Annotated in this window: 24 protein-coding genes and 4 tRNA genes; 9 read left to right on the plus strand and 19 right to left on the minus strand. The window is 74.4% G+C overall.

Annotation, left to right across the window (positions count from 1 at the left end):
* Window positions 1–35: 35 nt before the first annotated feature.
* From G1H19_RS04820 to G1H19_RS22960, 10 genes are all read right to left on the minus strand, one after another.
* Window positions 36–791, minus strand: coding sequence for a YebC/PmpR family DNA-binding transcriptional regulator (locus G1H19_RS04820; protein ID WP_152730629.1), 756 nt, complete (start codon window positions 789–791; stop codon window positions 36–38).
* Window positions 788–1459: a pyridoxal 5'-phosphate synthase glutaminase subunit PdxT gene (gene pdxT / locus G1H19_RS04825; RefSeq protein WP_162392517.1), complete on the minus strand. Its 672-nt coding sequence runs from the start codon at window positions 1457–1459 to the stop codon at window positions 788–790. Before pdxT ends, G1H19_RS04820 begins: the two co-directional genes overlap by 4 nt.
* Window positions 1456–2376 carry a pyridoxal 5'-phosphate synthase lyase subunit PdxS gene (gene pdxS, locus G1H19_RS04830; protein ID WP_162392518.1) on the minus strand — a complete coding sequence of 307 codons (921 nt, stop codon included), beginning with the start codon at window positions 2374–2376 and terminating at the stop codon, window positions 1456–1458. Before pdxS ends, pdxT begins: the two co-directional genes overlap by 4 nt.
* A 52-nt stretch (window positions 2377–2428) precedes the next feature.
* On the minus strand, window positions 2429–2980 hold the full coding sequence (locus G1H19_RS04835; protein WP_162392519.1) for a LemA family protein: 552 nt from the start codon (window positions 2978–2980) through the stop codon (window positions 2429–2431).
* 141 nt (window positions 2981–3121) lie between these two features.
* Window positions 3122–4417, minus strand: a complete 1296-nt coding sequence (locus tag G1H19_RS04840) for a glycosyltransferase family 4 protein (RefSeq protein ID WP_152730631.1) — start codon at window positions 4415–4417, stop codon at window positions 3122–3124.
* On the minus strand, window positions 4417–5427 hold the full coding sequence (locus G1H19_RS04845; protein ID WP_235927974.1) for a phosphatidylinositol mannoside acyltransferase: 1011 nt from the start codon (window positions 5425–5427) through the stop codon (window positions 4417–4419). The genes G1H19_RS04840 and G1H19_RS04845 overlap by 1 nt, the downstream gene beginning before the upstream one ends.
* A 3-nt stretch (window positions 5428–5430) precedes the next feature.
* Window positions 5431–6111 carry a phosphatidylinositol phosphate synthase gene (gene pgsA / locus G1H19_RS04850; RefSeq protein WP_162392520.1) on the minus strand — a complete coding sequence of 227 codons (681 nt, stop codon included), beginning with the start codon at window positions 6109–6111 and terminating at the stop codon, window positions 5431–5433.
* Entirely contained in the window at window positions 6112–6738 is a 627-nt protein-coding gene (locus G1H19_RS04855) for an HIT family protein (protein WP_322099348.1), read from the minus strand.
* Window positions 6735–8867, minus strand: coding sequence for a threonine--tRNA ligase (gene thrS / locus G1H19_RS04860; RefSeq protein WP_162392521.1), 2133 nt, complete (start codon window positions 8865–8867; stop codon window positions 6735–6737). Before thrS ends, G1H19_RS04855 begins: the two co-directional genes overlap by 4 nt.
* Window positions 8868–8992: 125 nt before the next feature.
* Window positions 8993–10021: an MOSC N-terminal beta barrel domain-containing protein gene (locus G1H19_RS22960; protein WP_235909917.1), complete on the minus strand. Its 1029-nt coding sequence runs from the start codon at window positions 10019–10021 to the stop codon at window positions 8993–8995.
* A gap of 83 nt (window positions 10022–10104) precedes the next feature.
* On the opposite strand from G1H19_RS22960, the gene G1H19_RS24395 reads away from it, so the two are divergent.
* The 3 genes from G1H19_RS24395 (at window position 10105) to G1H19_RS04880 (ending at window position 12924) form a co-directional block, all read left to right on the plus strand.
* Window positions 10105–10215 (plus strand): putative leader peptide, encoded by a 111-nt coding sequence (locus tag G1H19_RS24395; protein ID WP_322099349.1) that lies wholly within the window; start codon window positions 10105–10107, stop codon window positions 10213–10215.
* A gap of 118 nt (window positions 10216–10333) precedes the next feature.
* Window positions 10334–11581, plus strand: a complete 1248-nt coding sequence (locus tag G1H19_RS04875) for an LLM class flavin-dependent oxidoreductase (RefSeq protein WP_152730632.1) — start codon at window positions 10334–10336, stop codon at window positions 11579–11581.
* Complete coding sequence (locus tag G1H19_RS04880; RefSeq protein ID WP_162392522.1) at window positions 11578–12924, plus strand: MFS transporter; 1347 nt, start codon at window positions 11578–11580, stop codon at window positions 12922–12924. Before G1H19_RS04875 ends, G1H19_RS04880 begins: the two co-directional genes overlap by 4 nt.
* A 56-nt stretch (window positions 12925–12980) precedes the next feature.
* On the opposite strand, the gene G1H19_RS04885 is transcribed toward G1H19_RS04880, so the two are convergent.
* From G1H19_RS04885 to G1H19_RS04900, 4 genes are all read right to left on the minus strand, one after another.
* A tRNA-Val gene (locus G1H19_RS04885) sits at window positions 12981–13052 on the minus strand.
* Between the two features lie 32 nt (window positions 13053–13084).
* Window positions 13085–13609, minus strand: coding sequence for a PGPGW domain-containing protein (locus G1H19_RS24400; RefSeq protein WP_235927975.1), 525 nt, complete (start codon window positions 13607–13609; stop codon window positions 13085–13087).
* Window positions 13610–13617: 8 nt separating this feature from the next.
* Window positions 13618–14514: an anti-sigma factor gene (locus tag G1H19_RS04895; RefSeq protein WP_152730633.1), complete on the minus strand. Its 897-nt coding sequence runs from the start codon at window positions 14512–14514 to the stop codon at window positions 13618–13620.
* Complete coding sequence (locus G1H19_RS04900; RefSeq protein WP_152730634.1) at window positions 14511–15155, minus strand: sigma-70 family RNA polymerase sigma factor; 645 nt, start codon at window positions 15153–15155, stop codon at window positions 14511–14513. The genes G1H19_RS04895 and G1H19_RS04900 overlap by 4 nt, the downstream gene beginning before the upstream one ends.
* Window positions 15156–15280: 125 nt before the next feature.
* Here G1H19_RS04900 and G1H19_RS04905 point away from each other — a divergent pair, with 125 nt between their 5' ends.
* From G1H19_RS04905 to G1H19_RS04920, 4 genes are all read left to right on the plus strand, one after another.
* A complete protein-coding gene (locus tag G1H19_RS04905; RefSeq protein WP_152730635.1) occupies window positions 15281–15736 on the plus strand; it encodes an SsgA family sporulation/cell division regulator in 456 nt (151 codons plus the stop codon).
* 92 nt (window positions 15737–15828) lie between these two features.
* Window positions 15829–15900 (plus strand) — tRNA-Gly (locus G1H19_RS04910).
* A 41-nt stretch (window positions 15901–15941) separates the two neighbouring features.
* Window positions 15942–16012: transfer RNA gene (locus G1H19_RS04915), tRNA-Cys, on the plus strand.
* A 56-nt stretch (window positions 16013–16068) separates the two neighbouring features.
* Window positions 16069–16143 (plus strand) — tRNA-Val (locus tag G1H19_RS04920).
* Window positions 16144–16192: 49 nt separating this feature from the next.
* Here G1H19_RS04920 and coaE read toward each other — a convergent pair.
* A complete protein-coding gene (gene coaE / locus G1H19_RS04925; protein ID WP_162392524.1) occupies window positions 16193–16786 on the minus strand; it encodes a dephospho-CoA kinase in 594 nt (197 codons plus the stop codon).
* Window positions 16787–16931: 145 nt separating this feature from the next.
* On the opposite strand from coaE, the gene G1H19_RS04930 reads away from it, so the two are divergent.
* Window positions 16932–17198, plus strand: a complete 267-nt coding sequence (locus tag G1H19_RS04930) for a hypothetical protein (RefSeq protein WP_152730636.1) — start codon at window positions 16932–16934, stop codon at window positions 17196–17198.
* A gap of 185 nt (window positions 17199–17383) precedes the next feature.
* Here G1H19_RS04930 and G1H19_RS04935 read toward each other — a convergent pair whose 3' ends face one another.
* Entirely contained in the window at window positions 17384–18112 is a 729-nt protein-coding gene (locus G1H19_RS04935; protein ID WP_152730637.1) for a hypothetical protein, read from the minus strand.
* 24 nt (window positions 18113–18136) lie between these two features.
* On the minus strand, window positions 18137–19621 hold the full coding sequence (gene rpsA / locus G1H19_RS04940; protein WP_163638790.1) for a 30S ribosomal protein S1: 1485 nt from the start codon (window positions 19619–19621) through the stop codon (window positions 18137–18139).
* A 256-nt stretch (window positions 19622–19877) separates the two neighbouring features.
* On the opposite strand from rpsA, the gene G1H19_RS04945 reads away from it, so the two are divergent.
* Entirely contained in the window at window positions 19878–20783 is a 906-nt protein-coding gene (locus G1H19_RS04945; RefSeq protein WP_235927976.1) for a class I SAM-dependent methyltransferase, read from the plus strand.
* A 98-nt stretch (window positions 20784–20881) separates the two neighbouring features.
* On the opposite strand, the gene G1H19_RS04950 is transcribed toward G1H19_RS04945, so the two are convergent.
* A complete protein-coding gene (locus tag G1H19_RS04950) occupies window positions 20882–21613 on the minus strand; it encodes a hypothetical protein (protein WP_152730640.1) in 732 nt (243 codons plus the stop codon).
* Between the two features lie 211 nt (window positions 21614–21824).
* Window positions 21825–24623, minus strand: coding sequence for a DNA polymerase I (gene polA, locus G1H19_RS04955; RefSeq protein ID WP_152730641.1), 2799 nt, complete (start codon window positions 24621–24623; stop codon window positions 21825–21827).
* Between the last annotated feature and the right edge of the window lie 128 nt (window positions 24624–24751).

Consider the following 24751-nt stretch of genomic DNA (forward strand, 5'->3'; position numbering starts at 1 on the left):
CGGGCGGGAGCCGGGGCCGGTCGGCGGCCGACTGCTCAGGCGTCGATCTTCTCCATGACCTCGTCGGACACGTCGTAGTTCGCGTAGATGTTCTGCACGTCCTCGCTGTCCTCCAGGGCGTCGATCAGCCGGAAGACCTTGCCCGCGGCGTCCTCGTCCAGCTCGACCTGCACGCTGGGCACGAACGAGGCGTCCGCCGAGTCGTACTCGATGCCGGCGTCCTGCAGGGCGGTGCGCACGGCGACCAGGTCGGTCGGCTCGCTGACCACCTCGAAGGAGTCCCCGGTGTCGCGCACCTCCTCGGCACCGGCCTCGAGCACGGCCAGCAGCACGTCGTCCTCGCTGAGCTCGCCGGCCTTGGGCACGACGACGACGCCCTTGCGGGTGAACATGTACGCGACCGAGCCCGGGTCGGCGAGCGAGCCGCCGTTGCGGGTCATCGCGGTGCGGACCTCCATTGCGGCCCGGTTCTTGTTGTCGGTGAGGCACTCGATGAGCAGCGCCACACCGGCCGGGCCGTAGCCCTCGTAGGTGATGGTCTGCCAGTCGGCGCCGCCGGCCTCCAGGCCCGCGCCGCGCTTGACCGCGCGGTCGATGTTGTCGTTGGGCACCGAGGACTTCTTCGCCCGCTGGACGGCGTCGAACAGCGTCGGGTTGCCGTTCACGTCACCGCCGCCGGTGCGTGCCGCGACCTCGACGTTCTTGATGAGCTTGGCGAAGAGCTTGCCGCGCTTGGCGTCGATCCCGGCCTTCTTGTGCTTCGTCGTCGCCCACTTGGAATGGCCGCTCATCGAACACCTCCCTCACTGGCGCCGTCGTCGGCACCGTCTGCGCGTCTGTCGTCCCGTCCGGGGTGCTCGCGCACGATCTGCACGAAGAGGTCGTGGACCCGGGTGTCCCCGGTCAGCTCGGGGTGGAAGCTCGTCGCGACCAGCCGCCCCTGACGGACGGCGACGATCCTACCGGCGGCCGGCCCGGCCACGACCCGGCCGAGGACCTGCACCCCCGCACCGGCCTGCTCCACCCACGGGGCACGGATGAACACCGCGTGCAACGGCCCCCCGGGCACGCCGTCCACCTCGACGGTGGACTCGAAGGAGTCGACCTGCCGGCCGAACGCGTTGCGGCGCACGGTGACGTCGAGGCCGCCGATCGTGTGCTGGCCGGCCGGGGCACCGACGACCCGGTCGGCGAGCATCACCATCCCGGCGCAGGAGCCGTAGACCGGCAGGCCCGCCCGGACGGCGGCCCGCAGCGGCTCCAGCAGCCCGGTCCGGGCGGCGACCAGGCCGATGGTGGTGGACTCACCGCCCGGCAGCACCAGCCCCTGGACCGCGGCGAGCTCCGCCGGCCGGCGCACCGGCACGCCCACCGCGCCGACGCTCGCCAGCGCGGCGAGGTGCTCACGCACGTCGCCCTGCAGCGCGAGCACCCCGACCGTGGGGCCGCGACCGGTCACCAGCCGCGGGTGGCGAAGTGCTCGCTTCCGGTGAGCGTGCTGATGTTGATGCCGACCATGGCCTCGCCCAGCCCGCGGGAGACCTTGGCGATCACGTCGGGGTCGTCGTGGAAGGTGGTGGCGGCCACGATGGCCGCGGCCCGCTGCGCCGGGTCGCCGGACTTGAAGATGCCCGAGCCGACGAACACGCCCTCGGCGCCCAGCTGCATCATCATCGCCGCGTCCGCGGGGGTGGCGATGCCGCCGGCGGTGAACAGCACGACCGGCAGCTTGCCGGTGCGGGCCACCTCCACCACCAGGTCGTGCGGGGCCCGCAGCTCCTTGGCCGCCACGAACAGCTCGGTGTCGTCCAGCGTGGTCAGCGCCCGGATGCCGGCCCGGATCGAGCGCATGTGCCGGGTGGCCTCCACCACGTTGCCGGTGCCGGCCTCGCCCTTGGAGCGGATCATCGCCGCGCCCTCGGCGATCCGGCGCAGCGCCTCGCCGAGGTCGGTGGCGCCGCAGACGAAGGGCACGGTGAAGTCGCTCTTGACGATGTGGTGCGCCTCGTCGGCCGGGCTGAGCACCTCGGACTCGTCGATGTAGTCCACGCCGAGGCTCTGCAGCACCCGGGCCTCGACGAAGTGACCGATGCGGGCCTTGGCCATCACCGGGATGGAGACCGCGGCGATGATGCCGTCGATCATGTCCGGGTCGCTCATCCGGGCGATCCCGCCCTGCACCCGGATGTCGGCCGGGACGCGCTCCAGCGCCATGACGGCGACCGCGCCGGCGTCCTCGGCGACCCGCGCCTGCTCGGGCGTGACGACGTCCATGATCACGCCGCCCTTGAGCTGCTCGGCCATGCCTCGCTTGACGCGGTCGGTGCCGGTGGCCGGGGTGGTGTCGGGGGTGCGGGTGTCGCTCTGCTCGGACACGGTCTGCCTTCGGACGTCGGGGACTGCTCGGGGCCTGCGATGCTACGGCGGCTCAGGCGACGTCCCGCCCGGTCGCCTGCGCCGCCCGGGACCGGGTCACCGCGGTGCCCGCCTGGATGTCGAAGTACCGGGGCAGCGGCCGGCGCCCGTGCAGCCGCAGCCACCGGGAGCGGCGGCGCCCGCGCAGCGACCGGGTGTCCCGGACGGCGTCGTTGTAGAAGCTGCGCGCCAGGCCCACGCGGGTGCCGGTGTCCTCCACCTCGTGCTGCAGCGCCGGCGGCAGCGCGGCCAGCCGGTCGGCGGCCTGGGCCAGCGCGCGGGCGAGGCCGTTCTCGGCCGCCTCCCGGTCCGGCCCGGCCGGCACGCGCACCCGAGCCACGGCCTCGGTGAGCTGGGCCGAACGCCGCTCGCCCAGGACGGCGGGGTGCCGGTCGACCACCTGGGCGACCACCTCGGCGCGGCGCTGCAGCAGCACGTCCAGGGCCGACCAGGCCAGCTGCACCCGCCGCTCGAGCCGGCGCAGCCGGGTCAGCGTCCAGAGCACCCAGCAGCCGGCGAGGGCCAGCACCCCGGCACCGATCAGCAGCCAGACCCCGGAGCTCACGAGGAGTCAGGCTAGCCCGGTGCGGACGCCCCGGTCCGGTTCCTCCCCCGCACGGGGTGGTCCGCCCGGCGCGCCAGCCGGTGCCGACGGCCGCCCGGCACCGCCCGCGGTGGGGGGCTCGGCCGCACCGGCGGCGGGAGCTCAGCGGCGCACGCGGCGGTGCCACACCGGGCGGGCCGGTGCGCCCGGGCGGGGCGGGTCGTCGTCCGGCGGGCCGGGTGGGTCGTCGTCGTCCACCGGGACGGGCGCGCCGTCCCGCGGCGGACGGGGCAGCAGCTCCAGCAGCGCCTCGGTGCCGGCCTCGGTGGCCGACACGGCACCGGCACCCGGGAGCACGACCGTCTCGTAGACGGCGACGATCCGCTCGCTCACCACCGACCAGTCGTACGCCCGGGCCGCGGCAGACCCGGCCGCGGCCAGCGCGGCACGGCGGGCCGGGTCGCCCAGCACGTCGACCAGGGCGGCGGCCAGCGCACCGGGGTCGCCGCGGCGCACCAGCACCCCTGCGTCGCCGCCGCGCAGCACGCGGGTGAAGGCGTCCAGGTCGCTGGCCACGATGGGGGCGCCCGCGGCCATCGCCTCGATGAGGATCACCCCGAAGCTCTCCCCCAGCAGGTTCGGCGCGCAGTACACGTCGACCGAGCGCAGGAAGGCCGCCTTGTCCGCCTCGCTGAGCTCGCCGAGCAGGGTGACCGCCGGTCCGAGCTCCGGCCCGACCAGCGCGTGCAGCTCCTCGGCGTCCCCCCGTCCGGCGATGAGCAGCCGGGTGCCGGGGTGGGCGGCCAGCACGGCGGGCATCGCCTCCAGCAGCACGGCGAGGCCCTTGCGCGGCTCGTCGTAGCGGCCGAGGAAGCCGATGGTGAGCGGGGCCCCGCCCCGGGTCAGGCCCGGCAGGGTCGGCCCGTGGGCGAACCGGTCCACGTGCACGCCGTTGGGGATGATCACCGCGTCCCCGCCCAGGTGCTCCACCTGCAGCCGCCGGGCGAAGTCCGACACCGCGATGCGGCCGCTGATCCGCTCGACCCACGGCCGGGCCCACGGCCCGATCACGGCCAGCCACTTGGAGCGGACGCTGGCGGCGTGGAAGGTGGCCACGATCGGGCCCTTGGCGATCATGCAGACCAGCAGCGACACCGACGGCGACACCGGCTCGTGCACGTGCACCACGTCGAAGCTGCCCTCCCGGAGCCAGCGGCGCACCCGGGCGGCGGAGATGGGCCCGAACTGCATGCTGGCCATCGAACCGTTGTAGGGCACCGGCACCGTGCGCCCGGCGAAGGTGACGTGCTCGGCGGGCAGGCTCTCCTCGTGCTCGGCCGGGGTGAGCACCTCGACGTGGTGGCCCTGGGCGCGCAGCGTCTCGGCGAGGTCGCGGACGTGGTACTGCACGCCACCCGGCACGTCCCACTGGTAGGGGCAGACCAGCCCGACCCGCATCAGGCCACCACCCCCGGGGCGGTCCGGCCGCGACCCTGCACCTCAGGTCGAGGTCGAGAGCGGGGGCGGGGCCTGCCGCGGGGCGGGTCCGGCGGCACGTCCGGCCAGATCGGGCCGAGCACGTGCCAGTCCTCGGGCCGGGCACCGATCGTCTCGGTGAACGCGTCGGCGACCTGCTGCATCGCCGTCGCCACCCGGTTGCGCAGCCGGCCGCCGGTCGGCAGCACCACCTCCGGGCAGAAGACCACCCGCCACCCGGCCGGCGTGAACGAGCAGTGCACCGGCACCAGGGCGGCCCCGGTCTGTGCGGCGAGCAGCCCGGGCCCGCCGGGCATCGTCGCCGGCCGGCCGAACAGGGTCACCGGGAGCCCGCCGCTCCCCAGGTCACGGTCGACCAGCAGGCAGGTCGACCCACCGGCGGCGACCCACTCCCGCAGCACCGTCGCGCTGGGCCGCTCGCCGCCGGTCAGCGGCAGCACCCGGATGCCCAGCGACGCACGGAACGCCACGAACCGGTCGTACAGCGACTCCGGTCTCACCCTCTCCGCAACGGTGAGGAACTCCCCGCCCAGGAAGTCGACCAGCCAGACGCCGGCGGCGTCCCAGTTCCCGCTGTGCGGCAGGGCGAAGACGATGCCGCGGCCCTGCTCCGCCGCGGGCAGCACGTGCTCCAACCCGACCACCTCGGTGCCCTCGACGACCCGGCGGGGCGAGATGACCGGCAGCCGGAACGCCTCCTGCCAGTAGCGGGCGTAGGACGCAAGCGCCCGGGCGGTGAGGGCGTCGAGCTCCTGCTCGCCCAGCCGGCCACCGGTGGCCACCCGCAGGTTGGCCCGCAGCTGCCGCACCCCGCGGCCGTCCCGCCGGACGGCCACGGCGGCGCCGGCCCGGAACGCCCCACGCGCCCAGGACTCCGGCACCCGCTGCACCAGCGACCAGCCCAGCCCGTAGCCGAGGTCGACCAGCCGGTCCCGGAGGCGGCCGGTCAGCGGGGCGGGACGGTCAGGCACGGCTCACGCGGGAGGCGCCGACGGCGGGGTGGCCGAGGACGACGCGGCGGGCGCAGGCGGGGCCGCGGGAGCAGTGGGCAGCGACATGCCCTTCGCGCCCTGGTACACCGCCACGAAACGCTGGCCCACGGTGACCAGGCTGCCGGCCAGCAGCACCCACAGCGCCACGTCCACCGCGTACGGGATGCCCAGCCCGGTGAAGCCGGTGCCGACGAGCACCAGGATCAGCCGCTCGGTGCGCTCCACGATGCCGACGTCGCACCGGATGCCCACACCCTCGGCCCGGGCCTTGACGTAGCTGGTGAGGATGCCGAGCACCAGGCAGAGCAGGGCCAGCAGCACCAGCACCCGGTTGTCCCCGGCGCCGGAGTACCACCACGCCAGCGCAGCGAAGATCGCGGCGTCCGCGGCGCGGTCACCGGTGGAGTCGAGCACGGCGCCGAACACCGAGCCGCCGCCGCGGGCCCGGGCCAGCGCGCCGTCGAGCATGTCCAGCAACACGAACACGGTGACCGCGAAGGCGCCCCAGAACAGGTGCCCGGTGCCGATCAGGAAGGCCGCCGACGCGACCGCACCCACGGTGCCGGTGATCGTGATCGCGTCCGGTGTGACGCCGGCGCGGGCCAGCACGGCGACCAGCGGGGCGATGACCTTGCCCACAGCCGGGCGCGCGAAGCCGAGCACTCAGCCCACCTGGCCGGACTGCGTCGGGTCGGTGCCGGTCTGCCAGCGTTCGGCGAGCACCGCGCGGGTCTCGGCGAGCACCTGCGGCAGCACCCGGGTCAGGCCGAGCACCGGCATGAAGTTGGTGTCCCCGCCCCAGCGCGGCACGGCGTGCTGGTGCAGGTGGTCGGCGATGCCGGCACCGGCCACCGAACCCTGGTTCATGCCGATGTTGAAACCGTGCGCGCCGCTGACCGCGCGCACGACACGCATCGCCGTCTGGGTGAATGCGCCGAGCTCGGCCACCTCGGCGTCGGTCAGGTCGGTGTAGTCCGGCACGTGCCGGTACGGCACCACCATCAGGTGCCCGGCGTTGTACGGGTACAGGTTGAGCACCGCGAACACCGTCTCGCCCCGGGCGACGACCAGCCCGTCCTCGTCGCTCATCGCCGGGATCAGGCAGAACGGGCAGTCGCTGGAGTCCGTCGGCTTGCCGGCACCGCGGATGTAGGCCATCCGGTAGGGCGTCCACAGGTGCTGGAACCCGCTGGTCGGCCCGCCCTCGTCGGCCGAGACGGGCACCTCGTAGCTCTCCCCGGGTGCCGCGCGCGGGCCGCCGGCGGGGTGCGGCTCGTCGGGCCGGGTCACGGCGGGCCCTCCGACCCCACGGGCAGCCCGCCGGCACCGACGGTCGGGTCGGCAGCGGTCTGGTCGGCAGCGGTCTGGTCGGCAGCGGGCGGGGCGGTGGGGTCGCTGTTGTGCCGGGCGGCGACCCAGTCCACGACCTGCTGGACGGCGTCCGCCACCGGCACCCCGTTGCGCTGGCTGCCGTCGCGGTAACGGAAGGACACCGCGCCGGCCTCGGCGTCGGTGGCCCCGGCGATGAGCACGAACGGCACCTTCTGCTTGCTGGCGGTGCGGATCTTCTTCTGCATCCGGTCGTCGGAGTCGTCGACGTCCACCCGGATGCCGTGGGCCCGCAGCCGCAGCGCGACGTCGGTCAGGTACGGCACCTGCTCGTCGGTGATCGGGATGCCGACCACCTGCACCGGCGCCAGCCACGCCGGGAACGCACCGGCGTAGTGCTCGGTGAGCACCCCGAAGAACCGCTCGATCGAGCCGAACAGGGCCCGGTGCAGCATCACCGGGCGCTGCCGGGAGCCGTCGGCCGCGGTGTACTCCAGGCCGAAGCGCTCGGGCAGGTTGAAGTCGACCTGGATGGTCGACATCTGCCAGGTGCGGCCGATCGCGTCCCGCACCTGCACGGACACCTTCGGGCCGTAGAAGGCGGCGCCGCCGGGGTCGGGCACCAGCTCCAGACCGGAGTCGACCGCCGCCTGGCGCAGGGCCTCGGTGGCCACCTCCCAGCTCTCGTCGGTGCCGACCGACTTCTCCGGGTTCCGGGTGGACAGCTCCAGGTGGAAGTCGGTCAGCCCGTAGTCGGCCAGCAGCCCGAGCACGAAGTCCAGCAGACCCCGCAGCTCCCCGGCCATCTGCTCGGGGGTGCAGTAGATGTGCGCGTCGTCCTGGGTGAAGCCGCGGGCCCGGGTCAGACCGTGCACCACGCCGGACTTCTCGTAGCGGTACACGGTGCCGAACTCGAACAGCCGCAGCGGCAGCTCCCGGTAGGAGCGGCCACGGGAGTCGAAGACCAGGTTGTGCATCGGGCAGTTCATCGGCTTGAGGTAGTAGTCCTGCCCCTGCCGCCGCACGTGACCGTCGGCGTCCCGCTCCTCGTCCAGCTGCATCGCCGGGTACATGCCCTCGGCGTACCAGTCCAGGTGGCCGGAGGTCTCGAACAGCTGGCCCTTGGTGATGTGCGGGGTGTTGACGAAGGAGTAGCCGGCCTCCTCGTGGCGGTGCTGGCTGTACTTCTCCATCTCCCGCCGGATGATCCCGCCCTTGGGGTGGAACACGGCCAGCCCGGAGCCGACCTGGTCGGGGAAGCTGAACAGGTCCAGCTCGGTGCCCAGCTTGCGGTGGTCGCGGCGCTCGGCCTCGGCCTGCTGCTCCTGGTACGCCTTGAGCGCGTCCTTGGACTCCCAGGCGGTGCCGTACACCCGCTGCAACTGCGGGTTCTTCTCGCTGCCCCGCCAGTACGCCGCCGCCGCCCGGGTCAGCGCGAAGGCCGGGATGGCGGAGGTGCGCGGCAGGTGCGGGCCGCGGCACAGGTCGGTCCAGACCCGCTCCTTGGTCCGGGGGTCCAGGTTGTCGTACATGGTCAGCTGCGCGCCGCCCACCTCGACGTCGGCCCCCTCGGCGGCGTCGCCGGCACCGCCCTTGAGCCCGATCAGCTCCAGCTTGTACGGCTCGTGGGCGAGCTCGGCGCGGGCGTCGTCGTCGCCGATCTCCCGGCGGGCGAAGAACTGGCCCTCCTTGACGATGGCCTGCATGCGCTTCTCGATCGCCTGCAGGTCCTCCGGGGTGAAGGGCCGCTCGGGGTCGACGTCGTAGTAGAAGCCGTCGGTGACCGGCGGCCCGATGCCCAGCCGGGTCCCGGGGAACAGGTCCTGCACCGCCTGGGCCAGCACGTGCGCGGTGGAGTGCCGGATCACCGCGCGCCCGTCCGGGCTGGCGGCCGGCACCGGGGCGACCTCGGCGTCGACGTCCGGGGTCCAGGCCAGGTCGCGGAGGTCACCGGACACCAGCTCACGGACGACGACGGCGCCGTCGGGGCCCTTGAGCGGCACCCCGGCGTCCTTGAGCGCCTGCATGGCCGTCGTCCCGGCCGGCACCCGGAGGGCGGCGGCGGTGGACGGCGAGGGCGCGGTGGACACGAGAGCTCCTGTGGGTCGTACGGTCAGGTCCGGGCGCGGCACGGGGCCGGCTCGCCCGGGGCGGCGGTCCAGGGACCACCACCCCCGCAGAGGGTAGTGCCCACCCCTGCCCGTCCCCGACGGTTTCAGCCGACGAGCAGCACGGCGTCGCCCACCCGGACCCGTCCGGGGGTGCGCACCTCCGCGTAGACGCCGAGGCAGTGCTTCGGCGTGCGGGTGACGATGAGCACGCAGTCGCCCACCCGTACCTCGCGACCGACCCAGCCGCGCTCGTCGTCGTCGGGCAGCTCGAGCACCAGGTTGGCCCGCGGGTCCTCGGCGGAGCAGCCGTCCGGGACCTCCCCGGCGTCGGCGCGTCCCCGCGCCTGCCGGCTGACCAGGTGCACCGCGGCGACGTCGACCTGCGGGGCCGCCGCGCGTTCCAGGCGCACGGCGCGGCCGAGCGCCCGGCCGATGGTGTCGCCGTCCGCCGCGGGGTCCCCGACGGCCGTCAACCCGGCCAGCTGCGGGGCCGCCTTCGCCCGCAGCCGCTCCCCCGTCGCCGCGTCGACGACGGCGTACAGCCGGTCGCCGGCCAACCCTGCCGGGCCCACGTCGACCTCGGGCACCGAGCGGCCGGCCAGGCTCTTCACCGGGTGCACCCACACCGACCCGACCGTGCCGACGACCCGGCCCGCACCGCCGGTGCCGCTGTCCCGCTCCACGGCGCGGACGCTACGCGGCCCGCCGCCCTGCCGGGCCGGGCGGCGTCCGAGCCGGGTGCGCTGGGCCTCCAGGTAGGGCCGCGCCCGGCGCTGCCCACCCCGCCGGCCGATCGCCTCGGCGAGGGCGTCCAGGGCGGCCGCCACCCGGGTCTCGTCCGGGCACCAGCCGCGGCGTTCGCACTCCTCGAGCCAGTCGACGGGACCGCGGTGACCGCGCTCGCCGTTGCAGCGGGGGCAGGCCGCGACCTCGTTCTCCGCCCAGGACGGGCCGCCCTTGACCCGGGGCACGACGTGCTCGGTGGTGGGCGGGACGGCGGGCCCGAAGGCGCGCCCGCACCAGACGCAGGTGGCGCCGTCCCGGGCCACGGCCTGCTCCAGCCGGACGGCGCGGCCGGGCTGGCGGGGGCCGGCCGGCCGTGGCACAGGCGGCGGGGACGTCGACCGGGCCATCGACCCGATCGTCCCCCGCGGCAGCGGGGGCGGCAACGGAGAGCGCATTTGACACCACCCCGATCGACTTACAAGGTGGAGCGGTGACGCAGCCCGGTCCGGTCGGCCCTCCGCTGACCCGTCGGCTGCACATCGACCTCGTCCGGGTCGCCCACGCGGCGTGTCCGGCGACGTCGAGCACCCTGCTGCGCTGACCTCGCGCGCCTCTGCGCGGGCACGTCCGCGCGCCTCCCCCCGCTCGCCCACCGCGCGGCCCGGCCCCTGGGCCCGGCCGCCCCCCGGGCTCCCCTCGACCTGACCTGGAGCGACCCCATGACCGCTGCCCCCGTCCTCTCCCCCACCCCGGCCGGCCCCGGCGAGCCCGGGGCCGCGGACGCCGACGGCGGCCGCCGGCCCCCGCTGGTCGCGCACTGGTTCCTGCCGACCTACGGCGACTCGCGCGGGCTGGTCGGGGGCGGGCACGGCATGGCGGCCACCGCCGCGACGGCCGCGCGCCCCGCCTCGCTGGGGTACTTGAGCCAGATCGCCCGGGCCGCGGAGACCGTCGGCTTCGAGGGCGCGCTCACCCCCACCGGCGCCTGGTGCGAGGACGCCTGGCTGACCACGGCGATGCTGGCCGCGCACAGCGAGCGGCTGAAGTTCCTCGTCGCCTTCCGGCCGGGCCTCGTCTCGCCCACCCTCGCCGCGCAGATGGCGGCCACCTTCCAGCGGCACTCCGGCGGCAGGCTGCTGCTCAACGTGGTCACCGGCGGGGAGGCCCGGGAGCAGCGGGCCTACGGCGACCACCTGGGCAAGGACGACCGGTACCGGCGGTGCGGTGAGTTCCTGGAGGTGGTGCGCGGGCTCTGGCGCGGGAAGACCGTGAGCCTGGCCGGCGAGCACGTGCAGGTCGAGGAGGCCCGCCTGGAGCGCGCCCCCGACCCGGTGCCGCCGCTGTACTTCGGCGGCTCCTCGCCGCTGGCCGGGGAGGTCGCCGCCCGGCACAGCGACGTCTACCTGACCTGGGGCGAGCCCCCGGCGGCGGTGGCGGAGAAGGTCGCCTGGATCCGGCGGCTGGCCGCGGCCGAGGGCCGCACCGTGCGTTTCGGCATCCGGCTGCACGTCATCACCCGGGACAGCTCGGACGCCGCGTGGGCCCAGGCCGAGCAGCTGCTGGCCGGCATCCCGGCCGGGATGATCGAGGACGTGCAGGCCAGCCTGGCCCGCAGCGAGTCCGAGGGCCAGCGCCGCATGCGCGCCCTGCACTCCGGCGGCTCGGCCTCGGCCGGCGACCTCGAGGTCTCCCCCAACCTGTGGGCCGGCGTCGGCCTGGTGCGCGGTGGCGCCGGCACGGCGCTGGTCGGCAGCCACCAGGAGGTGGCCGACCGGATCGCCGAGTACCACGCCCTGGGGATCGACGAGTTCGTGCTCTCCGGCCACCCGCACCTGGAGGAGGCGTACTGGGTCGGGGAGGGCGTGCTGCCCGAGCTCGGCCGCCGCGGCCTGTGGGCACCGCCGGCCGGCTCCGCGGCAGCGACCCCGGTGGCCGCCGCGGTGCCCTTCGCCGGCAGCGCGCGGTGAGCACCACGCAGGCCGGTACCGCACCGGCACGCGCGGCGGCGCCCGGCGGGGACACCGGCCCGGAGGAGAGCCTGGCGTCCGAGCGCCGCACGGTCCTCACCGCCTCGCTCATCGGCACGACGATCGAGTGGTACGACTTCTTCCTGTTCGCCACCGCCGCCGCGATCGTGTTCCCCCAGGTGTTCTACGGCGACAACGACCCGACCGTGGCCGGCCTGCTGTCCTTCGCCACCTTCGCCGTGGGCTTCCTCGCCCGGCCGATCGGCGGGCTGGTGTTCGGGCACGTCGGCGACCGGTTCGGCCGCCGCACCACGCTGATCGTGACGATGGCCATGACCGGCATCAGCACCGCGCTCATCGGCCTGCTGCCCGGCCACGACTCGATCGGCGTCCTCGCGCCGGTGCTGCTGGTGGTGCTGCGCATCGTGCAGGGCATCGCGGTCGGCGGTGAGTGGGGCGGCGCCGTCCTGCTGGCGGTGGAGTACGCCCCGCCCGGCCGGCGGGGGCTCTACGGATCGGTGCCGCAGATCGGCCTGGGCCTGGGCCTGGCCCTGGGCACCGGCGTGTTCGCCCTGCTCGGCGTGGTCATGGACGACGCCGCGTTCACCAGCTGGGGCTGGCGGATCGCCTTCGTGGCCAGCCTGCTGCTCGTGCTGGTCGGCCTGGTGGTGCGGCTGAAGGTGATGGAGACCCCGGCGTTCCGCCGGGTGCAGCAGGCCGCCGAGGTGTCCCGGGTGCCCGCGCTGGACGTGCTGCGCGACCCGCCGTCGCGGCGCAACCTGGGCTGGACGCTGATGGCCCGCTGGGCCGAGGGCGCGTCGTTCAACACCTGGGCGGTGTTCGCGGTGTCCTACACGGTGGACACCCTGGGCATGGACCGCACGCAGGTGCTGGTGGTGATCACCCTGGCGGCGCTGCTCGAGGCCGCGGTCGTCCCGCTGGCCGGGGCCTGGGGCGACCGGATCGGGCGCGGGCGGGTCTTCGCCGCCGGCAGCGTGCTGTTCGGCCTGGGGGTGTTCCCCGGCTTCCTCGGCCTGCAGACCGGTGACATCGTGGTCGTGGGGCTGGTCACCGCCCTCATGCTGGGGGTCGCCTACGGCATCATGAGCGGCGCCGAGTCGACGCTGTTCGCCGAGGTGTTCCCGGCCCGGACCCGCTACACCGGCATGTCGCTGGCCTTCCAGGGCGGCGGCATCTACGCCTCCGGGTTCACCCCGCTCGTCCTCGGCTCGCTGCTGGCCGCGGGCGGCGGCAGCCCGTGGCTGGCCTGCGGGTACCTGCTCCTGACCGCGGTGGTGAGCACCGTGGGCGCCCTGCGCGCCCGCCCGCTCGAGCACCTCTGACCGCACGAGAAGGCCCCGGCGGCTCCTGACGGAGCCGGCCGGGGCCTGGTGTGCTGTGGGCGATACTGGGTTCGAACCAGTGACCTCTTCGGTGTGAACGAAGCGCTCTACCACTGAGCCAATCGCCCGCCGTGCGGGTGAGCACGATTGTGCCAGACGCTCACCGCCAGAGTGGCACCCACCCCGGGACCCACCCGGGGACGCCGGCGACGTGCAGCGTGACGACCACGACGCCGTAGACGAACGCCAGGGTGGCCAGCCCGACCAGGCCCTGCACCCACCGGGGCTGCCGGCCCAGCCACTCCGACCAGGCACCCACCTTCGCCCGGGCGAAGGCGAGCAGGCGCTCGGCCCAGGTGAACTCGGTGGCCCAGACGAACAACCCGCCGAACACGATGAACCAGCCCGGGCCCGGCAGCGGGATGAGCAGCAGCCCCAGGCCGACGACGACGGTGCCGGCCAGCGCCACGAGCAGCCGGTAGGCCTGGTTGACCGGGGGGCGCCGGGCGATCCACCGCCGCGCCGGGGTGTGCGCGACCCGCTCGCGCAGGCTGACGACGTCGTCGGAGTCCAGCCGGGCACGACGCTCGTCGGCGGCCTGCCGGCGGGCCGACCCGGCGCCCGCTGCCCGACCCGCGGACGGCTCGGGATCCGGCGCGGTCTCGACCGTGTCCGGTGTGCTCACCCGGTCACCTACCCCATCGCGACGATGTCCCCGGGGGTGGCCGGGGCCTGGTTGCCGGGCTCGATGCTGATCCCGTAACCGGTGAAGTCGTCCAACCCGGTCGCCTGGGACGATACGGTGCGCAGGTCCAGGTCAGCCGTGTGCACGCTGAACGTGCCCAGCGCCGCCGGCGCCGCGTCGTCCGACATGCCCCAGAGCACGTAGGTGTGGTCGCTGTCGTTGGGCCGCATGCCGTTCGCGACCACCTGCAGCTGCCCCTCCCGGGCCACGACGGTGGCCACCGTGTGGCCGTCCGTGCCGGCCAGCGGGGCGATCCGGGCCTGGCCGGGCCTCAGCAGCGACTCCATCATGTCCGCCTGCTCGGCGACGGTCTGGCGCGCGTCGTCCCGCTCGCCGATGACCACCACGTTCCAGGTGCCCACCACCAGCGCCGCGGCCACCGCGGCGGCGGCCAGGGCGTTGGGCACGACCCGGCGCCAGGCCGGCCGGCCACCGAGCGAGCGGCCGTGCCGGGCGCGGGAGCCGGTGGAGCGCTCGACCAGCCGGCCGGGCAGGGGCGCGGCGGCGGGCTCGGCGTCCGGCACGGGCACGCCGAGCGGCAGCGGGGCCGGGGGCTGGGCGTCGGACGGCCGCACGACCTGCTCGGTCTGCTCGACGGCGGCCCGCAGCCGGTGCCGCAGCGACTCCGACGGCTCGACCGGCGGCAGGTCGGTGGCCATGGCGGCCATCACCTCGTGGGTCTCGGCGACGGTGCGCTCGCAGCGGGCGCAACCGGCGAGGTGGGCCAGGAAGTCGGCCTCGTCCTCGGGCTCCAGCGCGTGCAGGGCCCAGCCGACGGCGAGCTCGTCCAGCGTCTCGTGGTCGTCGTGGTCGCCGGGTCGCCGCGCGCCCAGGTCGCCGCTCATCGTGCTGCCCCGTCCGCGCCCCCGTGGGCGCCGCCGAAGGCGCTGCCGGCAACGGCACCGCCGAGGTTCTCCTTCAGCCGGCGCATGCCGGCGAGCATCCGTGTCTTGACCGTCCCGAGCGGGGTGTTGGTCAGCGCCGCGACCTCACGCTGGGTGTACCCGCCGTAGTAGGCGAGCGTCAGCGCCTCGCGCTGCGGCGCCGGCAAGGTGGCCAGGGCGACCCGCACGCGCTCGGACACGACCCGCGTCCACACCTCGTCCACGACGTCGTCCTGCATCGTCGGCGCGGTGAGGACCATGTCGTCCTCGGCCCGGCCCTGACGCCGCCGGTGGGACTCCTCGCGGCGGACGGCGTCGACGGCCTTGTGGTGGACCATCGCCATCAGCCAAGACGAGAAGCTGCCCCGTGAGCCGTCGAAGGCCCCGGGGTCCTTCCAGACGGACAGGAAGACGTCCTGCAGCACGTCCTCGGCGAGCGTGTCGTCGGCGAGGATCCGCCTGGCCAGCGCGAAGGCCGGGCGGCGGAAACGCTCATAGAGGTCGTCGATGGCAGTTCGGTCGCCCGAAGTGACACGTCGGACCAGGTCGGCGTCTGCGGAGGCATCCTCCGGACGCCGCGCCGGGCGGCTCACGAGTCCCATGGTCACACGTCTGGTTCGCATCCGGAACCGCCTGCGGTTCACCTCCCCACCGCGGGTGGTCCCGGCGGGTCACCCGGACGGGCGACGGCTCGTCACCTCCGGGGCCACCGTTCGTTGACCCGGGCATGCCGAGCAGACGCGCAACCGGGTGCTCCACCCGGGCCACCCTCCACCTCGTCGGCCCGCACAGCTGGACGGCCGTGCCGGCGGCGCTGCGCTACGAGCTCGCCGAGCCCTTCGCCGTCCGGGTGCTGTTCGGCACCGACGCCGAGCGCGGCGAGGGCGACCCGGGCGTCGAGTGGCTGCTGAGCCGGGACCTGTTGCGGTCGGGCACCACCCGGCCGGCCGGGGAGGGCGACGTCCGGCTCTGGCCGGGCCGCGGCGGATCGGACGCGCTGTTCCTCCAGCTGCGGGCGCCCTCCGGCGAGGCGCTGTTCGAGCTGTCCCGCGGGGTCGTGGAGGCCTTCCTCGCCCGCACCGAGGAGCTGGTGCCCCGCGGCACCGAGACCGGGCTGCTGCTGATCGACGACGAGCTGATTGCGCTGCTGCAGGACGACGGGACCGACCCCACCGGCCGCTGAGCCGGGAAATGGCCCGCCACCTGCGCGTTCACCGTCGGACACCCCCCGGTGTGGAGGGGCCCGGAGCGGTCGGTTAGAGTTCTAGGCGCACTGCGGACGTGGCTCAGTGGTAGAGCATCACCTTGCCAAGGTGAGGGTCGCGGGTTCGAATCCCGTCGTCCGCTCGGAACGAGGTGCACCGGCCGAGAGGCCGGTGCCTTCGTGCGGTGGAGTGGCCGAGAGGCGAGGCAACGGCCTGCAAAGCCGTCTACACGGGTTCAAATCCCGTCTCCACCTCGGCGTCACCCTCGTGGTGATCCGGATGGAGACGGGCCGGCCGCGAGGCCGGGCACGGGCGATTGGCTCAGTGGTAGAGCGCTTCGCTGACACCGAAGAGGTCACTGGTTCGAACCCAGTATCGCCCACCAGCGAGAGGCCCAGGTCGACGACCTGGGCCTCTCGCACGTCCGGGGCCGGTCAGCCGCGCATGGCGACCCGCTCTCGCCAGAACGCCTCGACGGCCGCCTCCAGGTCCGCACGGGTGCCGCTGTTGTCCAGCACGACGTCGGCGACGGCCGCCCGCTCCTCGTCACTGGCCTGGGCCGCGATCCGCGCCCGGGCGTCGGCCTCGGTCGTCCCCCGGTCGGCCAACCGCGCCAGCCGTGTGGCCAGGTCCGCCTGCACGACGAGGACGAGGTCGTGGGCGGCGCTCTGCCCGGTCTCCACGAGCAGGGGCACGTCCTGGACCACCACGGCGTCCGCCGGGGCCGCAGCGATCGCCTCGGCGGCCCGCTCCCGCACCAGCGGGTGCACGAGGGCGTCCAGCCGGGCCCGCGCCGCCGGGTCGGCGAACACGACCGAGGCGAGGGCTGCCCGGTCCAGCGACCCGTCGGCCGCCAGCACCGCCTCCCCGAACTCCTCGACCACGGCCGCGAGCCCGGACGTGCCGGGCTCCAGCACCGCACGGGCGATCCGGTCGGCGTCCACGAGCACCGCCCCGCGCGCGACGAGCATCGCCGCGACGGTGCTCTTGCCCGATCCGATCCCGCCGGTCAGTCCGATCCGCAGCACACCGGGACCCTAGCGGCGGGCCCGGCCGTGCGCCGGACACGCTCCGGTCACGGGGCGCGACCGCGCGGCGCGTCGCACCAGTCCCACCCGTCCCAGGACTTAACGTCCGTCCCGGCGAACACCCGCCGAGAGAGGTAGGCCCCCCATGTCGCTCGTCACGTCCGCCGTCGCGGCCGCCGCCCCCACCACCGGACGGCGGGGTCCCGGCCGGCACCGCCTCGACCGTCCCGCCGGCGTCCGCTGCTCCGACCTGCCGGGCGTCCGCGAGCGGCTGGCCGACCGGCCGGCCCGCACCTCCCTGCTGCAGCGCGTGCTCGGCCCGACCACCCCCGCCGGCCGGCACACCTGGGACTTCCTCACCAGCGTGGGCGGCCGCCCCCGCACGGCGTTCGCGATCATCCTCAGCCTCTGATCGACCTGCCGGCATCCGAGGCCCACGCCCAGGAGGGCGGCACGACCCGGGTCCGGGCACGCAGGCTGTCGTCCCCCGACCGGCCCCCGCGGACGTGCGCGAGACGCTCACAGCCGAGCGGACGCGGCATGCTGCTCCCTAACCCACGCACGGGCGGGAGGCGGCGGTGGGGCCCTGCCGCCGACTCAGCCGGTCGTGGTGACCGTGCCCGTCGGACCCGCACCCCCGGGGGTGGCGGCCGGCTGGGGCGCGTCGTTGGCCACGACCGTGCCGAGCAGCCGCACGGCGACCGGCGACGTGCCGTCCGGCCCGAAGACAGCCGCGGAGAACGTCAGCGCGTAGGTGCGTGACTGCACCGTGCACAGCGCGGTGACGTCGGACGCCGAGGAGAGCACCGTGGCCCGGCCCGTCGGCTCACCGGGTGCACCGGCACACCCGGCGAGCGGCACCGCGTCCGAGCGGACGCCCTGGACGGCCTGCGCCTCGACGGTGGCCCGTACCCGGTCGGCTGCGGCTGCGGCATCGGTGTACGTGAACACCGACAGTTCCAGCAGCGGCGGCCCGGCCGGTGCGGTGTCCGTGGCCGGGGTGGTGCCGAAGGCGCAGGTGACCCGGCCGGTGCGACCGATCCCGGGCTCGGGCTCCCCCACCACGTAGCTGGTGCCGCCGGCCAGCGACGACCCGAAGCCGTCCTCGATCTGGGCGACGGTGAGCCGGGCGTTGCACGAGTCGGGCAGCGCGTACGGCGGTGCGGCACTCGTGGGGGCCGCGGCGCTGCTCGACGGTGTCGTGGTGCTGGGGGCGGCGGCGGTGGTGCCGCCGCCGGCGGTGCAGCCCGCCAGCCCCAGCACCCCCATCAGCCCCACCGACGACAGTGCGCCGCCCACCAGAGCTGGTGGACGGCGCACGGTCATCGGCTGGTGATCAGCTGATCAGGCTCACTCGCCGCCGGCGAGCTTGGCCCGCAGGGCAGCCAGCGCCTCGTCGGAGGCGAGGGTGCCGCCACCGCTGGTGCTGCTGCCGCCGCCGACGCTGGGGGCGTCGTCGGTGGCCACGTCGGCGCTGGAGTAGCTGCCGCCGGCGCTGGCCTCGGCGTCTGCTGCCTTGGCCTCGGCGATCTGCTTCTGGTGCGCCTCGAACCGGGCCTGAGCCTCGGCGTACTGACGCTCCCACTCCTCGCGCTGGGCGTCGAAGCCCTCGCGCCACTCGCCGGTGTCGAAGCCCTCCGGGTAGAGGTAGTTGCCCTCGGCGTCGTAGGACGCGGCCATGCCGTAGGCGGCCGGGTCGAACTGGTCGTCCTCACCGACGGTGCCCTCGTTGGCCTGCTTGAGGCTCAGCGAGATGCGGCGACGGTCGAGGTCGATGTCGATGACCTTGACCAGGATCTCGTCGCCGACCTGGACGACCTGCTCCGGGATCTCGACGTGGCGCTCGGCCAGCTCGGAGATGTGCACCAGGCCCTCGATGCCCTCGTCGACGCGAACGAACGCACCGAAGGGCACCAGCTTGGTGACCTTGCCGGGCACGACCTGCCCGATCTGGTGCGTGCGGGCGAACTGACGCCACGGGTCCTCCTGGGTCGCCTTCAGCGACAGGGAGACGCGCTCGCGGTCCAGGTCGACGTCGAGGACCTCGACGGTGACCTCCTGACCGACCTCGACGACCTCGGACGGGTGGTCGATGTGCTTCCAGGACAGCTCGGAGACGTGCACCAGGCCGTCGACGCCACCCAGGTCCACGAAGGCACCGAAGTTGACGATCGAGGAGACCTGACCGGTGCGGACCTGGCCCTTGGCGAGCTTGTTGAGGAACTCGCTGCGCACCTCGGACTGGGTCTGCTCCAGCCACTGACGGCGGGACAGCACGACGTTGTTGCGGTTCTTGTCCAGCTCGATGATCTTCGCCTCGAGCTCGCGGCCCACGTAGGGCTGCAGGTCGCGGACGCGACGCATCTCGACCAGCGAGGCGGGGAGGAACCCGCGCAGGCCGATGTCGAGGATCAGGCCGCCCTTGACGACCTCGATGACGGTGCCGGTGACGACCTCGTCGGCTTCCTTCTTGGCCTCGATCGTGCCCCAGGCGCGCTCGTACTGGGCGCGCTTCTTGGAGAGGATCAGGCGCCCTTCCTTGTCCTCCTTCTGGAGGACGAGGGCTTCCACCTCGTCGCCGACCTTGACGACCTCGTTGGGGTCGACGTCGTGCTTGATGGACAGCTCGCGCGAGGGGATGACGCCCTCGGTCTTGTAGCCGATGTCCAGCAGCACCTCGTCCCGGTCGACCTTGACGATGACGCCTTCGACGATGTCGCCGTCGTTGAAGTACTTGATCGTCTGGTCGATGGCGGCGAGGAAGTCCTCGGCGGTGCCGATGTCGTTGACCGCGATCTGGGGGGTGCTGTTCGGACGGACCTGGGTGGAGGTCATGTGGTCGAGTGCTCCGGACGGGGGATGCGTAGGGACAGGACGACCCGCGGCCGGTACGGCCGCGGGGTGGTGTTCGGCGGAGCGGACGCGACACCCACGCCCGTTGCCGGGGGGGGCACCACAGACCTCTGGCGCCCCACCATCGTAGAGACCCTGCAGGGTGCGGTCCACCTCGGCTCCCCGCCCGGGCGTGCCACCATCGACGGTGCCCATGACCCCGCACCCGCCGCCGCTGCCCCCGTCACTGCCGTCACCCGTGAGACCGTCTTCGACCCCGCCGCCCGCGGCGCGACCGTCGGACCGGCCCCCGGCGGCAGACCCGCTGCCGCTGGCCTCCGACGGCTACCCCGCCGCCGGCGGGGTGGAGCGCCGGGACACCGGGTCGCAGGAGTCGGTGCGGGCCAACCGGCGCTGGTGGGACGCCGCGGCGCCCGCGTACCTGGCCGAGCACGGCGACGACCTCGGTGCGGTCGACTTCCTGTGGTGCCCGGAGGGCCTGCGCGAGGCGGAGGCGGGGCTGCTCGGGCCGGTCGCCGGGCGCCGGGTGGTGGAGATCGGCTGCGGCTCGGCGCCGTGCTCCCGCTGGCTGCGCCGCCAGGGCGCCGAGGTGGTGGCACTGGACCTGTCCGCGGGGATGCTCGCCGCCGCGGCGGCGGCCAACCGGGCCACCGGCGTCCCGGTGCCGCTGCTGCAGGCCGACGTGGGTGCGCTGCCGCTGGCCGGCGACAGCGTGGACGTCGTCTGCTCGGCGTTCGGCGGGTTGCCGTTCGTCGCCGACGTCGAGGCCACGCTGGCCGAGGTGGCGCGGGTGCTGCGGCCCGGCGGGCGGTTCGTCGCCTCGGTCAACCACCCGCTGCGCTGGGCGCTGCCGGACTCCCCCGACCCTGCGGACCTGCGGGTGGTGGGCTCCTACTTCGACCGCACGCCCTACGTGGAGACCGGCGAGGACGACGAGGTGGTCTACGTGGAGCACCACCGCACCGTCGGGGACTGGGTGCGCGCGGTCGTCGGGGCCGGGCTCGTGCTGACCGACCTGGTCGAGCCGGAGTGGACGCCGGGCCGCACCGAGGTGTGGGGCCAGTGGTCACCCGCCCGCGGGGCCCTGGTGCCCGGCACCCTGATCCTGGTCTGCTCCCGCCCGGGGACCTCGACCTCGGGCTGAGGGTCGTCCTGCCGGTCCACGGCGGCCGACCCCCGGGCCCGTGCCGGGGCCCCCGGCGCGCCGGCGCCGGGGGCCCGGTCAGGGCCGGGAGCCAGGGGTCAGACGTCCAGCTTCAGCGCGATGTCGAACGAGATCGACGACGCGCCGGGGGCCAGCGGGAGGCCCAGCAGCAGGTTGCTGCTCGAGGTGAGCAGCACGTTGCAGGCCCAGGACGGCTGGAACTTCGGGACGGAGAAGTCGTTGGCCACGACCTTGCCCCTCAGCAGCCCGTCCGTGCCGCCGCCGACCAGCGGGGTGCCGGTCAGCTTGCCGCTCGTGCCGGTGGTCAGCGAGAGATCCAGCGGGAAGGAGCACTTCGAGCCGAGGATGGTCGTGGTCACCTGCACCTTGCCGCGCAGCGTCACGTTGGTGACCCCGTTGACCAGGCTGGCTGGGCCGGTCAGGTCGCCCAGCGGGGTGACGGTGGTCGGCAGGCCGAGGAACGTGACCTTGGTGGTGGTCGGCGCGAAGAAGACGTTCTCCTTCTTCACAACCGAGGTGAGCGCCGCGAAGTCCGAGCCGGTAACCACGCCACAGGCGGTGGCCGAGGCGCCTGACACAGTCGCCAGCCGGCCGATCTGGAACGAACCGTTGCTGAGCGTGGAGCTGAAGGGGATGCCGCCTGCGGTGGGGCATGCCGGCGCCGGCGCCGGGGCGGGCGGAGCAGCCGAGGCAGGCGCGGCGAACGCGACGGCGGCGAACGTCATCAGGGCAGCAGCCGCGAGGGCCATCCCGCCGCGACGACGGGGACGGGCGGTGGCGCGGGCGCGCCGGGGGAACGAGGGTGACACCGTTGACTCCTCAGCTGTGACGACGGCCCACGCGATCTGTGGACGAGGGCCGGGTCACATCACATCACGTTACCCACCGTCACGGGAATCATCCGATCGTGTACCGCTTCTCGGTTGACAGCACGTGACCGTCCCCTGACCAGGTGATACGTCCCCGCGCCGGCCCCGCAGGAGGCGATCTCGTCACCAGGGCGAGGAGCCGGGTCCCTCGTCAGTGTGCGGCGGCGTCCCAGCTGGTGCCGAAGCCCACCGACACCTCGAGGTCGACCGACAGCTGGGCGGCGCCGGCCATCTCCCGGCGCACCAGCTCCTCCAGCCGGTCGTGCTCGCCCTCGGCGACCTCGAGCACGAGCTCGTCGTGCACCTGGAGCAGCATCCGGGAGCGCAGGCCCTCGGCGGCGATGGCCCGCTCCACGTTCAGCATCGCCACCTTGATCACGTCGGCGGCCGAGCCCTGGATCGGGGCGTTGAGCGCCATCCGCTCGGCCATCTGCCGGCGCTGGGTGTTGTCGCTGTTCAGGTCCGGCAGGTAGCGGCGGCGGCCGAGGGTGGTCGCGGTGTACCCGGTCTGCCGCGCGTCCTCCACGACGCCGTCCAGGTAGTCGCGGATGCCGCCGAAGCGCTCGAAGTAGGCGTGCATCTGGGCACGTGCCTCCTCCGGGGTGATCCGCAGCTGCTGGGCCAGTCCGTAGGCGCTCAGCCCGTAGGCCAGGCCGTAGCTCATCGCCTTGATCCGGCGGCGCATCTCCGGGTCGACCTGCTCGATGGGGATGCCGAAGGCCCGGGAGGCGACGAAGGAGTGCAGGTCCTCCCCCGAGGTGAACGCCTCGATCAGGCCGGCGTCCTCGGACAGGTGCGCCATGATCCGCATCTCGATCTGGCTGTAGTCGGCGGTCATCAGCGTCTCGTGGCCCCCGCCGACCACGAACGCCTGCCGGATGCGCCGGCCCTCGGCGGTGCGGATCGGGATGTTCTGCAGGTTGGGGTCGGTCGAGGACAGCCGGCCGGTGGCCGCGATGGTCTGCTGGAACGTGGTGTGGATGCGCCCGGCGTCGTCCACCATCGGGATCAGCCCGTCGATGACCGTCCGCAGCCGGGTGACGTCCCGGTGGCGCAGCAGCGCCTCCAGGAACGGGTGCGGGTGGCTGGCCTGCAGGGAGGCGAGCGCCTCGGCGTCGGTGGTGTAGCCGGTCTTGTTCTTCTTGGTCTTCGGCAGGCCCAGCTGGTCGAACAGCACGGTCTGCAGCTGCTTGGGCGAGCCGAGGTTGATCTCGGTCCCGCCGATGGCGTCATAGGCCTCGGCGGCGGCCGACGCCACCCCGGCGGCGAACTCCGACTGCAGGTCGTGCAGCAGGTCCAGGTCGACGGCGATGCCCCGGCGCTCCATCCGGGCGAGCACCGTGGTCAGCGGCAGCTCCAGGTCGGTGAGCAGGTGGTCACCGCCCTTCTGGCCGAGCAGCTGCTCCAGGGCGTCGGACAGGTCGTTGACCGCCACAGCCTTGAGCACGTCGGCGTGCGCGGCGGCCGCGGCGACGTCCTCCTCGCTGGGGCCCAGGCCGTCCAGGGTGAGCTGCGCCTCGGCCGGGGCGTCGTCCTTGAGCTCGCGCTTGAGGTAGCGCACCGCGAGGTCGCCCAGGTCGAAGGAGCGCTGCCCGGGCAGCGCCAGGTACGCGGCCAGCGCGGTGTCGCTGACCATGCCCTCCAGCTCCCAGCCGCGCGCCCACACCGCCAGCAGTGGGCCCTTGACCTCGTGCACGACCTTCTCCGCGGACGGGTCGGCCAGCCACGCGGCCAGCGCCTGCTCGTCCGCGGTGTCCAGGTCCGGGCCCAGGTCCACGAAGGTGGCGTGGTCGTCGGCCGCGGCCAGCGCGATGCCGGTCAGCTCGCCGACGCCGCGACCCCAGGTGCCCCGGAAGGCGACGCCGGTGCGGCCGGGGCGTGCGTGGGTGGCCAGCCAGTCGTCGAGCGCACCGGCCGGGACGTCGTCGGCGGTGACGTCGAAGCCGCCCTCGACCTCCGGCTGGGCGCTGGTGAGGGTGGCGAACAGCCGGTCGCGCAACACCCGGAACTGCAGGTTGTCGAAGAGCGTGTGCACCTCGTTGCGGTCCCACGCCTGCACGCCGAGGTCGGCCGGGCCCAGCGGCAGGGCCACTGAGCGGTCGAGCTCGGTGAGCCGCCGGTTCTGCAGCACCGAGGACAGGTGCTCGCGCAGCTTCTCCCCCACCTTGCCCTTGACCGTGTCGACCTGGTCGACGAGGACGTCCAGCGACCCGTACTCCCGGATCCACTTGGCCGCCGTCTTCTCCCCGACGCTGGGGATGCCGGGCAGGTTGTCGCTCGGGTCGCCGCGCAGGGCCGCGAAGTCGGGGTACTGGGCCGGCGACAGGCCGTACTTGGCCTCGACCTCCTCGGGGGTGAACCGGGTCAGGTCCGAGACGCCCTTGCGCGGGTACAGCACGGTGACGTGCGGGGAGACCAGCTGCAGGGCGTCCCGGTCGCCGGTGCAGATGAGCACGTCCATGCCCTGCGCGGTGGCCTGCACGGTGAGCGTGGCGATGACGTCGTCAGCCTCGAAGCCCTCGGCGGTGATCACCGGCACGTGCAGCGCCGCGAGAACCTCCTGGATCAGGCTGACCTGGCCCCGGAAGTCGGTCGGCGTCTCGCTGCGGTTGGCCTTGTAGCCGGCGAAGATCTCGCTGCGGAAGGTCGTCCGGCTGACGTCGAAGGCCACGGCCAGGTGCGTGGGTGCCTCGTCCCGCAGCACGTTGATCAGCATCGAGGTGAAGCCGTACACGGCGTTGGTCGGCTGACCGGTGGTGGTGGAGAAGTTCTCCACCGGCAGCGCGAAGAACGCGCGGTAGGCCAGCGAGTGGCCGTCCAGCAGCAGCAGCCGCGGCCGCGCGCCGGGCGGACCGCCCACGGCGTCCACCGGCGCCGACTCGGGAGCCGACGGCTCGGACGCGGACGACTCGGGGCCGCTGGGCGCAGGGGTGGTGACCGGAGCAGACATCGCCACGATCCTAGGTGCGCCCACCGACACCGCGAGGGGCACCGAGGCACCCGGACACCGACCCGGCGGACCGCGGCGGAGCACCGGGCCGGACCACGGGAGCCGCGCAGGTGCGACCGGTGGCGGTG

Source organism: Goekera deserti (assembly GCF_010685995.1).
Lineage (GTDB): Bacteria > Actinomycetota > Actinomycetes > Mycobacteriales > Geodermatophilaceae > Goekera > Goekera deserti.